Source organism: Kitasatospora sp. NPDC048407 (genome assembly GCF_043200475.1).
In the GTDB taxonomy this organism is placed as follows: domain Bacteria; phylum Actinomycetota; class Actinomycetes; order Streptomycetales; family Streptomycetaceae; genus Kitasatospora.
The window spans coordinates 108,964-121,993 of the sequence record NZ_JBICXW010000001.1 but is presented as its reverse complement, the minus strand read 5'-3'; the positions used below and the strand labels follow the sequence as shown (position 1 = coordinate 121,993).

Annotated in this window: 13 protein-coding genes; 5 read left to right on the top strand and 8 right to left on the bottom strand. The window is 73.4% G+C overall.

What is annotated here, in order from left to right; genetic code table 11:
• Positions 1-10: 10 nt before the first annotated feature.
• Together ACGFWJ_RS00660 and ACGFWJ_RS00655 are read left to right on the top strand one after the other, a co-directional pair.
• Positions 11-700: a pentapeptide repeat-containing protein gene (locus ACGFWJ_RS00660; RefSeq protein ID WP_392943832.1), complete on the top strand. Its 690-nt coding sequence runs from the start codon at positions 11-13 to the stop codon at positions 698-700.
• A 22-nt stretch (positions 701-722) separates the two neighbouring features.
• Positions 723-1,439 (top strand): hypothetical protein, encoded by a 717-nt coding sequence (locus ACGFWJ_RS00655; RefSeq protein WP_392943830.1) that lies wholly within the window; start codon positions 723-725, stop codon positions 1,437-1,439.
• Positions 1,440-2,133: 694 nt separating this feature from the next.
• On the opposite strand, the gene ACGFWJ_RS00650 is transcribed toward ACGFWJ_RS00655, so the two are convergent.
• Positions 2,134-3,090, bottom strand: coding sequence for a 5'-3' exonuclease H3TH domain-containing protein (locus tag ACGFWJ_RS00650; RefSeq protein WP_392945435.1), 957 nt, complete (start codon positions 3,088-3,090; stop codon positions 2,134-2,136).
• A gap of 97 nt (positions 3,091-3,187) precedes the next feature.
• Positions 3,188-4,234, bottom strand: coding sequence for a cation diffusion facilitator family transporter (locus tag ACGFWJ_RS00645; RefSeq protein ID WP_392943828.1), 1,047 nt, complete (start codon positions 4,232-4,234; stop codon positions 3,188-3,190).
• Between the two features lie 179 nt (positions 4,235-4,413).
• On the opposite strand from ACGFWJ_RS00645, the gene chrA reads away from it, so the two are divergent.
• Together chrA and ACGFWJ_RS00635 are read left to right on the top strand one after the other, a co-directional pair.
• Positions 4,414-5,616, top strand: coding sequence for a chromate efflux transporter (chrA, locus tag ACGFWJ_RS00640; protein ID WP_392943826.1), 1,203 nt, complete (start codon positions 4,414-4,416; stop codon positions 5,614-5,616).
• 93 nt (positions 5,617-5,709) lie between these two features.
• The gene (locus ACGFWJ_RS00635) at positions 5,710-5,997 is read left to right on the top strand and encodes a hypothetical protein (RefSeq protein WP_392943824.1); all 288 of its coding nucleotides are present in this window, start codon (positions 5,710-5,712) and stop codon (positions 5,995-5,997) included.
• 17 nt (positions 5,998-6,014) lie between these two features.
• Here the strand turns inward: ACGFWJ_RS00635 and ACGFWJ_RS00630 are convergent, their stop codons facing one another.
• Positions 6,015-6,749, bottom strand: coding sequence for a gamma-glutamyl-gamma-aminobutyrate hydrolase family protein (locus tag ACGFWJ_RS00630; protein ID WP_392943822.1), 735 nt, complete (start codon positions 6,747-6,749; stop codon positions 6,015-6,017).
• 196 nt (positions 6,750-6,945) lie between these two features.
• On the opposite strand from ACGFWJ_RS00630, the gene ACGFWJ_RS00625 reads away from it, so the two are divergent.
• Complete coding sequence (locus ACGFWJ_RS00625; protein WP_392943820.1) at positions 6,946-8,013, top strand: DUF2510 domain-containing protein; 1,068 nt, start codon at positions 6,946-6,948, stop codon at positions 8,011-8,013.
• Positions 8,014-8,031: 18 nt separating this feature from the next.
• Here ACGFWJ_RS00625 and ACGFWJ_RS00620 read toward each other — a convergent pair whose 3' ends face one another.
• The 5 genes from ACGFWJ_RS00620 to ACGFWJ_RS00600 all read right to left on the bottom strand — a co-directional run bounded on the left by ACGFWJ_RS00620 (position 8,032) and on the right by ACGFWJ_RS00600 (position 12,922).
• Positions 8,032-9,183, bottom strand: coding sequence for an RNA polymerase sigma factor (locus ACGFWJ_RS00620; protein WP_392945433.1), 1,152 nt, complete (start codon positions 9,181-9,183; stop codon positions 8,032-8,034).
• 32 nt (positions 9,184-9,215) lie between these two features.
• On the bottom strand, positions 9,216-9,626 hold the full coding sequence (locus ACGFWJ_RS00615) for a YciI family protein (protein WP_387633814.1): 411 nt from the start codon (positions 9,624-9,626) through the stop codon (positions 9,216-9,218).
• A gap of 110 nt (positions 9,627-9,736) precedes the next feature.
• Complete coding sequence (locus ACGFWJ_RS00610; RefSeq protein ID WP_392943818.1) at positions 9,737-10,957, bottom strand: alanine racemase; 1,221 nt, start codon at positions 10,955-10,957, stop codon at positions 9,737-9,739.
• A 528-nt stretch (positions 10,958-11,485) separates the two neighbouring features.
• Complete coding sequence (locus ACGFWJ_RS00605; RefSeq protein WP_392943816.1) at positions 11,486-12,520, bottom strand: ABC transporter substrate-binding protein; 1,035 nt, start codon at positions 12,518-12,520, stop codon at positions 11,486-11,488.
• Positions 12,521-12,613: 93 nt separating this feature from the next.
• Positions 12,614-12,922: a hypothetical protein gene (locus ACGFWJ_RS00600; RefSeq protein ID WP_392943814.1), complete on the bottom strand. Its 309-nt coding sequence runs from the start codon at positions 12,920-12,922 to the stop codon at positions 12,614-12,616.
• Positions 12,923-13,030 lie beyond the last annotated feature (108 nt).

Sequence of the window (13,030 nt, the reverse complement as noted above, 5' to 3'; positions counted from 1 at the left end):
AGCCCCACCCGTGGACAGCATCACCTTCGGCCGCGTCACCGTCACCCTGCCCACCCTGGACGAGCCCGGCCTCTACCTGTCCAACGTCGCGTCCCTGGACTCCGCCCGGGGCATCGTCCAGGACTTCCAGTACGGCGACGCCGACCTGCGGGACCTGGACCTGTCCGACACCAGCCTCATCACCGGCCGCGTCAGGGGGCTGCGGGCCGATCGCGTCCAGCTCGACAAGGTCCGCCTGGACTCCGTCGAGTTCGACACCTGCGACCTGGCCACCGCCCGCATCGCCGACAGCAAGCTGTCCCGCGTCGTCTTCCGGAACTGCAAGATCATGGATGCCAGCCTCACCGGCGTGGCCCTGGACAACGTGCTCTTCGAGAACTGCAAGCTCGACTACGCGAGCTTCGAACAGGTCCGGGCCACCGGGCCGGTCGCGTTCTCCAAGTGCGCGCTCACCGAAGCCTCGTTCACCGGCTGCGACCTGACCGGAGTGGTCCTGGACGCGTGCACGCTGCGGCTGGCGGAGTTCGGGCGGGGCAAGTACCAGGGCCTGGACCTGCGGGGCAACGACCTGACCTCGCTGCGGGGTGTCACGCACCTCGCCAAGGTGGTCATCGACCGGTCCCAGCAGGCCGAGCTCGCCGAAGCTCTGATCGCGGAGCTGGACGTGACCTTCGGCGACACCCTGAACCAGCACCGGTGACCCGAACCGGGAGGAGCCCGGATTGCACCTCGCCATCGCCCACACCGACCCCGCCGCCCTCATCGCCCGTTGCGAGACCACCGGGGTCCGCATCGCCGGCAGTGAGCCGGAGTACGAGCCAGGGGCTGTCCTTCCGGCCGGCCCCTGGCAACCCCTGACGGCCGACCTGGCCGCACGGCTCATGCCCAGCGCCCAGACCGCCGACGACACGCTGGTCGAGTTGGTCAAGCTCCCCGACGGTCCGGTGCCCGCGAGCCTGGCGGCCTTGGCCGACCCGCTCGGAGATCCGGACGCCGTTCACCTCGGTCAGGCCGCCAGCCCCGCCAAGGCCCTGACCACCACTCCCAACTACCAGGACGGCCGCCGCATCGGACTGCACGTCGACAACTGGGACCGCCTGGACTACGAGTCCAAGCACACCGGCCGACGGCGCCTGTGCTTCAACCTCGGCCCCGGCACCCGCTACCTCCTGCTCGCCGACCTCGACATCCGCACCATCTGCCGCACCCTCTACGCCGACCCTGCCAGCCGCTACCCCCACACCGACGACCTGCGGGCCTACGTCGCCGGCCGGCAGCCGCTGCGCGCCTTCCGCATCCGGCTGGCCCCGGGCGAGGGCTACATCGCCCCCACCGAACTACTGCCCCACGACGGCTCGACCGAGGACCAACCCGAGCCGTCCACGGCAGTGTTCTGGCTTGGCCATTGGCCGCGCGGCATCCTCCCCGCTGTGGTCTGATCTCCGGTAAATGGAAGCGGGTAAGCCGGGGGCATGCCCTTCCTGTACGGTCCTCCGGGGCGCCGAGTGCCGCTGCATAGGTTGGCCGCTTTGCGGCGTAGGTGACTCCGTCGAACGCGAACGCCCCACTGCGCGAGATCGGTACGGCGATGGGCACGGTGACGTCGGTCGTGGAGTCGACCACTCCGAAGCCCATCGCCGGGCGGAACGACGAGGCTGTCGACGTTGCAGTGCGGCGAACCGTTCCGATCTCGAAGCCCCAGAGGTGGATTCCTGCAACGACCGCAAGGCCCAGATCAGAGATGACTGCGGGCCAGCACGGACACGGGCCGGCTGTTGGAAGCCGTTGTCTTTCCGAGAGTGACGGGTGCGTTTCCGCTGGTCAGGCATAGTGCCGGAGATTCGGTGGCAGAGTCGGGGTGTCGTGTCCTCTCTTCGGCGTACAACTGCGACAACAGGGCCTCTTGGCGCACTCGAGGTCCCGACAACCCCGAGCTGCACCAGAGGCGCTGTCTTCATGCTCGGCACGCGGCAAGATCACCCGACCGAGCTGTTCCAGTCGAACCCACGTCCACCAAGACCGGTACGACAACGGCTTCTGATTGTCAGTGAGCTGTACGGCTCCCGTTCGGGTGCGCATGTGCTGTGCGGTCGGCAAGGGGGTCGCCGGACGCCGGTGTCCTGCCGATCCTCGTCAGCGGGTGGCCGCGAGGGTGTCGAGGAGGCGGGTGAGGGAAGTGCCGAGGCCCCAGCGGGTGGAGAGCTCTTCCAAGGCCATGGGGTCGAGGGGTTCGCGGGGGAGGGCGGGGTCGAAGGCGGGGAGGGGGATGTCGGTGGCGACGCGGACGACGGTCGGGGCGACGTCGAGGTAGGCGGCGCCTTCGAGGAGGTTCCTGCGGCGGGCTGGGGTGAGCTTGGAGGCGGGGTCCGCAGCCGCGGCGCGGATGCCGGCGAGGTTGCCGTACTCGCGGATGAGCTGGGTGGCGGTCTTCTCGCCGATGCCCTTGACGCCGGGCAGGCCGTCGCTGGGGTCGCCTCGCAGGGCGGCCATGTCGGCGTACTCGGGGCCGGTGACGCCGTACTTGCCGAGGAGGGCGGCCTCGGTGATGACCTCGGCGTTGCCGACGCCCTTGACGGGGTAGAGGACCTGGACGCCGCGGGCGTCGTCGACCAGCTGGAAGAGGTCTCTGTCCCCTGTCACGATCAGGACGCGTGCAGATTGGTAATCTGCAGTCTCCCGGTCGCCAGTGACGATCTCGACCGGGCCGGTGGCACGAGTGGCCAGGGTGCCGATCACATCGTCGGCCTCGTAGCCGGGGACGCCGACGCGGGCCAGGCCGATGGCGTCCAGCACCTGCTCGATCACCGGGACCTGCGGGGCGAGGGTGTCCGGCACCTCCTCCTCGCCGGCGGTCGCGGCCTCCGCCACCCGGTGGGTCTTGTAGGTGGGGATCAGATCGACCCGCCACTGCGGGCGCCAGTCGGCGTCCATGCAGGCCACCAGGTGGTCCGGCCGGTGCTCCTGGACCAGGCGGGCGATGAAGTCCAGCAGCCCGCGCACCGCGTTCACCGGCTCGCCCTGCGGCGAGCGCAGCGAATCCGGCACGCCGAAGTAGGCGCGGAAGTAGAGGCTGGCGGTGTCGAGCAGCATCAGGCGCGGTGCGGTGGGTGCGGTCACCCCCCGATCATGCCGCATGCCGGTGACAGCCGGGCCCTGCCGAGAGGTCCGGGCCGGCACTTGCACGGCCTCAGTGCGGGTGCGGCCCCGAGCGGTGCACCGGCCCGTGCGCGTCCGCGCAGTGCTCGCGGGCCTCCTCCTCGGCGGCCGCCGCCGAGGAGCTGGACGAGATCTGCAGCAGCCCGTCCGCGCCGCTCTCGCCGACGTGGTCGACCTGGAGGGTGGCGTGGGTGATCCGGTACTCCTCGCGCAGCCGCCGCTGCAACTCGTGCTGCACGGCGTGGCAGTCGCCGCCGGGGGTGACCAGGATGTGCGCCGACAGTGCGGGCTGGTTGGAGGTGATCTCCCAGATGTGCAGGTCGTGGATCTCCTCCACCTGCGCGGTGGCCACCAGCCGGTCCGCCACCTGGTCCGGGTCGATCCCGGCGGGCGCCGCCTCCAGGAAGATCCGCGCCGAGTCCCGCACCAGCCCGATGCCGGCCCGCAGCATCAGTGCTACCACCACCAGCGAGGCGATCGCGTCCGCCCGGACGAACCCGGTGAGCAGCACCACCGCACCCGCCACCGCCGTCGCGATGAACGCGTACAGGTCGGTCAGGACGTGCTGGAACGCGCCTTCCACGTTCAGCGAGGACCGGTTCGCCTTCGACATGCACCAGGTCGCCGCGATGTTCACCACCACGCCCACCAGCGCCGTCACCAGCACCAGCGACCCCGTCACCGCCGGCGGCGCGATCAGCCGGGCGACCGCCTCGTAGCCCAGCCACGCCGACAGCACCAGCAGCGTCACCCCGTTCGCCTGCGCGGACAGGATCTCCGCCCGCTTCAGCCCGTACGTGTAGCCGCCGCGCGCCGGACGCGCCGCCAGCCGCATCGCCACCAGCGCGAGCGCGATCGACGCGGCGTCGGTCAGCATGTGCGCCGCGTCCGAGATCAGCGCCAGCGACTGCGCGGCGAAGCCGACCACCACCTCGCCGGCCATGAACACCACCAGCAGGATCAGCGCGCTCCACAGCCAGCGCCGGTCCGCGTCCGCCGAGACGGCGTGGCTGTGGCTGTGTCCGCCGTGGCCGTGGTCGTCCTGGTGGTCGTCGTGGTCGTGCCCGTGCTTGGCCATCGAGGTCCCTCCGCTCCGGTGTCCGCACCGGAAGTGAACCCCAATTCGGAGGAAGATCCAAAGGCTGCACTGGTGACCGTTGTCGTTCCCTTGTAGGCCATTCGGGTCAGGTAGGGTGCGGCCCGCATCCGCGCAGGTCGCGCGGGTGTTCGGGCCGTTGAACGGGAGATGGGGGAGCGATGACGGAGCAGGTGCCGCTGACGGTGATCGCCAAGGAGTGGGGCCGGATCGGCGCCCTCGGATTCGGCGGGCCGCCCGCGCACATCCTGCTGCTGCGCCGGCTCTGCGTGGAGCAGCGCGGCTGGCTCGCGGCGAGCGAGTTCGAGGACGGTATCGCCGCCACCAACCTGCTGCCCGGCCCCGCCTCCACCCAGCTGGCGATCTTCACCGCCTGGCGGGTGCGCGGCACGGCCGGTGCGCTGGTCGGCGGCGCGGCGTTCATCCTGCCCGGACTGGCACTGATCCTGCTGCTGGCCGCACTGTTCCTGGCCGGCAACCCGCCGCGCTGGGTGCTCGGCGCCGCCGCCGGGGCCGGCGCGGCGGTCGCCGCCGTCGCCGCGCAGGCCGCGACCGCGCTCGTCCCGGCCAGCCTGCAACGCTCCGGCGGCGGCCCCGCCCGGATCCGCTGGGCCTGCTACCTGCTGCTCGGCGCCGCGGCCGCGATCCTCACCGGCCCCTGGCTGGTGCTGGTCCTGCTGGCCACCGGCGCCGCCGAGATCGCCTTCCGGCGCGGCGCCCGCCGAACCAGCCGAACGGGTGACACCGCCGCCCCCGCGACGCGCCGACCGGAGGGTGACACCCCGCCGCGTACGGCGCTCCCGCTGCTTGTCCCCGGCCTGGCCGCGACCGGCGGACTCGGCGCGCTCGCCTGGGTCGCCTTCAAGGTCGGCGCGCTGTCCTACGGCGGCGGCTTCGTGATCATCCCGCTGATGCAGCAGGACGCCGTGCACCGCTACCACTGGATGACCGACGGCCAGTTCCTGAACGCCGTCGCCCTCGGCCAGATCACCCCCGGCCCGGTCGTCCAGACCGTCGCCGTGGTCGGCTACGCCGCCGCGGGCATCCTCGGCGGACTGCTAGCCGCATTCGTGGCCTTCGCCCCGTCCTTCGCGCTCGTCCTGCTCGGCGCCGCCCACTTCGACCGCCTGCGCGCCAACACCGCCGTCCAGGACTTCCTCACCGGCGCCGGCCCCGCCGTCATCGGCGCGATCGCCGGCTCCGCACTCCCGCTGGCCCTCGCCCTGCACCACCCCTGGCAGTACGCGATCCTCGCCCTCGCCGCCATCTGGCTGCTCGCCCTCCGCCGCGGCGTCGTCCCCTGCCTCCTGGCCGCCGGCACTCTCGGCACCCTCGCCACCCTGTCCGGCCTTCCGCTTCCGTAGCCGGGTTCCGTGGCGTGTTGCACGGCGGAAGGGCGCCACAGGTGCGTACCGTGACGGCCGGATGACGGAACGTCGACGAAGGAGTGCCCCCGAATGGCCGCCACGACTCGCAAGCTCGCTCTCGCCGTGCTCGCCGCCCTGCCGCTGGCCACCCTGGCCTGGGCGGCGCCGGCCACCGCCCGCCCCGCAAGCATGTGCGGCGACGCCGTCGCGCAGACCCGGCAGGACCTGGCCAGCGCCGGCGCCCCCACCGACGACACCGACTGGCAGGACGTCCGCGACGACGCCCAGCAGTTCATCGACGACCACCCCTGGAACGGCGGCGCCACCGAGGCGCTCAAGCGCGACATCAACGAACTGAACAGCTACTGCGCGCCCTGACCCGGCGGGTGCCGGTGTCAGACGGCCGGGACGCGGACGGGCGCCCGGAGGAGGCGGGTGGCGTGGACGAGGGCGCGGGCGACGCGGAGGTCCTCGCCCTGTTCGGGGTGCCACTGGACGCCGAGGGTGAAGCCGGCGCCCTCGACGGCCTCGACGGTGCCGTCGGCGGCGCGCGCGCAGACGGTGAGGCCCTTGCCGAGGCGGGCGACGGCCTGGTGGTGGTAGGTGGGGACGGTGACGGAGGGTTCGGGGAGCAGGTCGGCGAGCAGGGTGCCGGGGACGGGGTGGATCGCGTGGCGGCCGTACTCGGTCGGCGCGCCGAGGTGGCTGAGACCGTCGCCGACGACGTCCGGCAGGTGCTGGATCAGTGAGCCGCCGCAGACCACGTTGAGCAGTTGCATGCCCCGGCAGATGCCCAGCAGCGGGGTGCCGGAGGCGAGCGCGGCGCGGATCAGCGCGGCTTCCCAGAGGTCGCGTTCGGGGGCGTTGGCGACCGTCAACGGGTGGGCGGGTTCACCGTAGAGGGCGGGGGCGACGTCCTCGCCGCCCGCGATCACCAGGCCGTCGAGGCGGGCCACCGCGTCCGCGGCGTGCTCGGGTGCGTCGGGCGGCAGCATGACGGCGATCCCGCCGACCTCCTGGACGAGGGCCGGGTAGCGCTCGGGGAGCAGCACCGACCGCATGGCGTCCCACCGCCCCCATCCGGCGTTGGTGAGGAAGGTGCTGATGCCGATCACGGGGCGAGAGGTCATGGCGCGGATTCTGTCGCCCGGCCGCGCCCCCGGTAGTGCGACGCACCCACCGGCGTGCCCCCGCACGCCCCGGCCGGCGTATCCGGACCACCCGAACGGCGGTTGTGCGCGATTCTCACCCGAATCTCATCGCCGGAGCCCGATTCCGGCCGCCCGCTGATTTCCCGCTTATCCGGGGCCGCTTAGGGTCATGGGTGTGACCGAGCAGCAGATTCCGGCCGGGTGGTACCCGGACCCCGTCGACACCGACAGCGACCCCCGCCCCGAGCGCTGGTGGGACGGCAAGGGCTGGACCGCCAGCACCCGCCCGGCCTCGGCAGCCCCCGCCGACACGCCCGCGGACACGCCCGCCGAGGCCCCGGCCGGCGGGCCGGCCGGCGCCGAGGACACCAGCGTCCTGGAGGGCACCGTGCTGGACGCCTCCGGGCAGGCCGTCCACTACCCGCCGCTGCCGCCGTACGCCGAGCAGCCGCCGGCCAAGCCGCGCCGCCGTGCGTCCAAGCCGGTGCTGATCGCGGCCTCGGTGGCCGCGCTGCTCGGCCTGGCGGTGGGCTCCGGCGTCACCTACCTGACGATGGACGGGCACTCGAACAAGTCCGCGTCCGCCGAACGGTCGCGGAACGGCCAGCTCCACGGCGACGGCCAGGACGACGGGCAGAAGGGCGGCGACGGCCTGCCGGGCCTGCCCGGCCAGGGCAATGGGAACGGCCAGGGCAACGGGGACGGCAAGGGCGGCAAGGGCAAGGGTGGCGGCGCGAACGCGAACCTCGCCATCGACCTCATCAACGGCGTCTCGCTGCCGATCCCCAGCGGCTGGAAGGGCGGCACCACCAAGGACGGCTTCGCCAGCGCGTACGTAGGCGAGTACACCTGCGTCGACGGTTCGAACACCTGCACGCTGGGCGGCGTCAACACCAGCAAGATCACCGGCACCGACGCCAAGCAGGCCGCGCAGCAGGACATCGAGGCCGCCGCCAAGGAGTCCTACCCCGACATCACCGGCCACAAGGAGCTGAAGAGCGAGGCGGTCACGGTGGCCGGCCGCTCCGGCTACCTGGTGCGCTGGCAGGTGGACGTGTCCAAGGGCAACGGCGGCTACGTGGAGACGGTGGTCTTCCCGACCGCCGACGGCAAGGCGCTGACCGGCGTCCGGATGGGCTTCGACATCGCGGACAAGGCCCCCGGCCTCGACCAGATGGACTCCATCGTCAAGGGCATCGCCGCCTTCCAGGGCGGCGGCCCCGTCACCGGCACCGCCGCCTGACCACCGTGGCCGCGCGGCTCAACTCCCCTCACGCAGCAGGGTGTTGAGCCGCGCGGCCTGCCGCACCAGGTGGTCCCGCTCAGCCACCGCCCCGGCCTTCGCCGCAGCCTCCGTGTACAGCCGGGCCGCCGTCCGCAGATCGCCGGAACGCTCGTGCAGGTAGGCGGACGCGGCGGTGTACCGGGGCAGCGTGCCGTCCAGCGCGGCGAGCGCCGCCAGGCCCGCCCGCGGGCCGTCCGCCTCGCCGACGGCGACGGCCCGGTTGAGCCGCACCACCGGGCTGTCCGTCAGCGCGGCCAGCTCGTCGTACCACTCCACGATCTGCACCCAGTCCGTCTCCTCGGCCCTCGGCGCGTCCGCGTGCAGCGCCGCGATCGCCGCCTGCGCCTGGAACTCGCCCAGCCGTTCGCGGGACAGCGCCAGCTGCAGGATCGCCACCCCCTCGGCGATCAGCCCGGTGTCCCACCGGGTGCGGTCCTGCTCGGCCAGCGGGACGAGACTGCCGTCCGGCGCGGTGCGCCCGGCCCGGCGGGCGTGGTGCAGCAGCATCAGCGCCAGCAGGCCGGACACCTCCGGGTGGTCGATCCGCGCCGCCAGCTGCCGGGTCAGCCGGATCGCCTCCGCCGCCAGGTCCACGTCCCCCGAGTAGCCCTCGTTGAACACCAGGTACAGCACCCGCAGCACCGTCGCCAGGTCGCCCGGCCGGTCCAGCCGCGCCCCGCTCACCGTCCGCTTGGCGCGGCTGATCCGCTGCGCCATCGTCGCCTCCGGCACCAGGTACGCCTGCGCGATCTGCCGCGTGGTCAGCCCGCCGACCGCGCGCAGCGTCAGCGCCACCGCCGAGGCCGGCGTCAACGACGGGTGCGCGCACAGGAAGTACAGCTGCAAGGAGTCGTCGACGTCCGGCACCGGGCCGGGCTCCGGCTGCTCGTCCACCAGGTCCTCGCGGCGGCGGCGCGAGGCGTCGGACCGGGCCGCGTCCAGGAAACGCCGCCAGCCGACGGTGATCAGCCAGCCCTTCGGGTCGCGCGGCGGATCGTCCGGCCAGGTCCGCACCGCCTCCAGCAGCGCCTCCTGGACGGCGTCCTCCGCCGCCGCGAAATCCGCGCCCCGGCGGACCAGGACGGCCAGCACCTCGGGGTAGAGGACACGCAGCCGCGCCTCGTCCATCACACTCACCCGGCCGTCCTGTTCGCGTTCGTTCACTCGGTGACGGTGTCCGGGTACTCGGTCAGGAACGGGCGCAGCTCCAGCCACTCGTGGATCGGCTCGCCGTTCGCGCCCGGCGCCGCGGACAGTTCGGCGGCCACCTCGAGCGCCCGCTCGTAGGAGTCCACGTCGATCGCCATCCAGCCGGCGATCAGGTCCTTGGTCTCCGCGAACGGCCCGTCGGTGACCGGCGGCCGGCCCTCGCCGTCGGACCGCACCCAGGTGCCGCGCGGGGCGAGCGCCTGCGCGTCCACGAACTCGCCGCTGGCCCGCAGCTTGTCCGCGAGATCGTTCATGTACTGGATGTGCGCGGAGACCTCGGCGGGCGTCCACTCGTCCATCGGCACGCAGTTCACTGCCTGCGGGTTGCCGCGGTAGTGCTTCAGCAGCAGGTACTTCGCCATCGTTCTCACTCCTCGGTGGTGACGCGACCCATTGTGGTCGCCTTCACCCCGGGGACGGAGCCGCGACGAGGTTCTCGACACGGCCCCCGAAGATTTTTCCGCCGGCTTCCCTACAGGAACGTATGGCCCTCGCCGCGGTACGTCGGCACCGTCTCCACCACCGCGTCGCCCTCGACCAGGTGCAACTGCGCGAAGCGCTCGCACAGCTCGCCGGCCTTCGCGTGCCGGAACCACACCCGGTCGCCGATCAGCAGGTCGTCCGCCGCCGAACCCAGCAGCGGCGTCTGCACCTCGCCCGCACCCTCCTGCGGGTCGTAGCGCAGACCGGCCGGCAGGTACGGGACGGGGGAGCGGTCCGCCCCCGCCGGGCCGGACGCCGGGTAGCCGCCGCCGAGCACCGTCACCACACCCACCCCGGGCCGGCGCACCACCGGCTGCGCGAACAGCGCCGCCGGACGGCCCCGGAACGACCGGTAGTTGTCGAACAGCCGGGGCACGAACAGACCCGACCCCGCCGCCACCTCCGTCACCGCGCGCTCCGCCGCCGTGGACTCCACGCTGCCGGTACCACCACCGTTGACGAACTCCAGATCCGCGACCTGCCGCACCCGCCGCACCACCTCGGCCCGGCGCCGCGCCAGCTCCGTCCGCGCCCTGGACTGCATCAGCCGGATCGCCGCCGAACGCACCGCCCGGCCCGGCACCGCGTCCCCGACACCCGCCACATGGCCCTCGTACGCCATCAGCCCGACCACCTCGAAGCCGCGCCGCGCGTTCACCAACTCGGCCAGCCGGCCCAGCTGTTCGGGCGTCCGCAGCGGCGAACGCCGGGCGCCGACCCGGACCCGGCCGCCCAGCAGGTGCAGCGAGGTGTCCAGCTCCAGGCAGACCCGCACCGTCGCCGAACCCTCCCGGGCCGCGTCGATCAGCTCCAACTGCGCCACGTCGTCCACCAGTACGGTGACCTGCCGCGCCAGCTCCGGATCCGCCGTCAACCGCCCGAACCCGGCCCGGTCCGCCGACGGGTACGCCAGCAGCACGTCCGAGAACCCGCTGCGCACCAGCCACAACGACTCCGCCAGCGTGAAACTCATGACCCCTGCGAAGCCGTCCCGCGCCAACACCCGCTCCAGCAACGCCCGGCACCGCACCGACTTCGACGCCACCCGGATCGGCTTCCCCGCCGCCCGCCGCACCAGATCCGCCGCATTGGCGTCGAACGCCGCCAGATCGACGATCGCCAGCGGCGCGTCCAGATGCGCGGTCGCCCGGTCGTACCGGGCGCGGTCGGAGACGGCGCCGCGAGTCGCGGTGGTGTCAGCGAGAGCCATGGCCGCAGACTGCCACATCCCCCTACCGGGCGGTAGGTCCTCCGCCCGGGCAATCCATCTCGCAGCCCGCCGTTCGACGGCAACGGGCCCGCTGAGGAACTCCAGCCGGGCCCGTGGCCGGACCACATCCGCGCGCGGTCCGGCCCGCTCGATGGAAGGCCGTGGCCGACGTCGCGCACGCCATCGCCCGGCGAACGACCTGCTGGGGCCGCCCCCGCGCCACCTGCCCGCAGCCACCCGGGCTTCAGCCGGCGTGCAACACCCGCCACCGCCCGGGCTCGGCCGGGTCGCGGTCGACGGCTCGGGCCGGCGCCCACGCCCACTGCCACTCGCCGATCCCCGCCACCCGCCGGGGCTGCGCCCGCGCCCGCCTGGGCTTCAACCGGTGTGCAGCACTTGCCATCGCCCGGGCTCGGCCGGGTCGCGGTCGACGGCTCGGGCCGGCGCCCACGCCCACTGCCACACGTCGATCCCGCCGAGGCAGCGCCCCCATCCGCCACACGTCACCTGCCCCGGGCCGCTCGCGTCTCAGCCGGTGTGCAGCACCCGCCACCGCCCCGCCCCCGCCGGATCGCGGTCGGCCACCTGGACTGGCGCCCACACCCACTGCCACACGCCGATCCCGGGCACCCGCTCGAACCGGATCGGCCCCCGGCTGCCCGTCACGCGCACGCCGGACCAGTCGGCGTTGCCCGAACGCGCCATCGCGGCCAGCACGGTGACGGTGTCCCAACCCTCGAACGCGACGAACGACGGCTCGCCGCCGAGGCGTTCGCGCAGGGCGTCCGCGACTCGCGCACCGGACGGGGCGAGCCGCTCCGGCAGGTAGCGCAGGAACGGGACCCCCGCACCCTCCGCGCCCAACAGCCGGGCCCACTCGGCGAATTCGGGCTGCCCGGCCGGGGCGCCGATCAGCACGTCGGAGAGCCGCCGGTCCCGGCGGACGGCCCGGACGAGCGGCACGGCCGGCTCCGGGAAGCCCGTCAGCAGCAGGACGGCGCTCGCGCCCGTGGCGGCCAAGGCATCGGGCACGTCGGCCGGGCCGAGCTCGACCACGCTGCCGCCGTCCGCCGACAGGCGCTCGCGCAGGATGTGGGTGCCGGACTCCCAGTACGCGCCGCCCTGGGTCACCACCGCGATCCGCCGGTGCCCGGCGGCCAGCAGGAAATCCGCGTACACCCGCCAGCCGTGCGACTGGGCGGGTGCCAGCCGCGCCACCACGTCCGTCGGGTGGTCGGTCAGGGCGTCCAGCACCGCCGACGAGCAGAGGAACGGGAGCCCGAGCCGGTCCGCCTGCGTCGCGGCCGCGCGGGCCGCCACACTGTGGAACTCACCTGCCAGTGCGGCGACTTGGAGTCCGGCCAGCTCGGTCACCGCCGCCGCGGCCCGCTGCGGGTCCGCGGCCGTGTCCCGTACCAGCAGCTCCACCGGCCGCCCGTCCACGCCGCCCGCCGCGTTGATCTCCCGGACGGCCAACTCCATTCCGCCCAGCAACTGTTGACCCGCCTCGACCCAACCCGGCCGGCTCAGAGGAACCAGTACGCCGATCCGCAACCCACCCATGCCCGCACCGCTCCCGCCCGTCCGACGACTCGCCCACACCCGGTGGGCCGATCCGATCATCATGACGGGAGTCGGGGCCTCGCCCGGGAGGGATCAGCGAACGGCGCTCGCCGCGCCGCCGGCCTTCCGGATCTGCTCGCCCAGCTTCGTGGCGGTGGCGACCGCCTCAAAGACCAGCTTGGCCGCCTCCGCGGCCTGCGGATCCGCGGTCAGCCCCGGCAGCGCCTCCGCCTGCTGGCGCAGCAGGTCCGACAGGGCGGTGGCCAGCTTCGACATCTGCTCCAGCGAATTGGCGGCGTCCGCCGGCCGGTCCCATCCGGTGTGCCCGGCAGCCACGTCCTTTGCTGCTTCGGCCATCGCCTGGGCCGCCGTGCGGACCGCGTACATCGGGTCGTAACCCACGATCTCCCCTTCCACCAGTACCGTCCCGCCCAGCGTGCCGCACCGGTGCCGGGCCCGCGGCGAAATCCGCCGGGCCCACCCGAACGGCGGCGGCCCCCGCACCGCCGA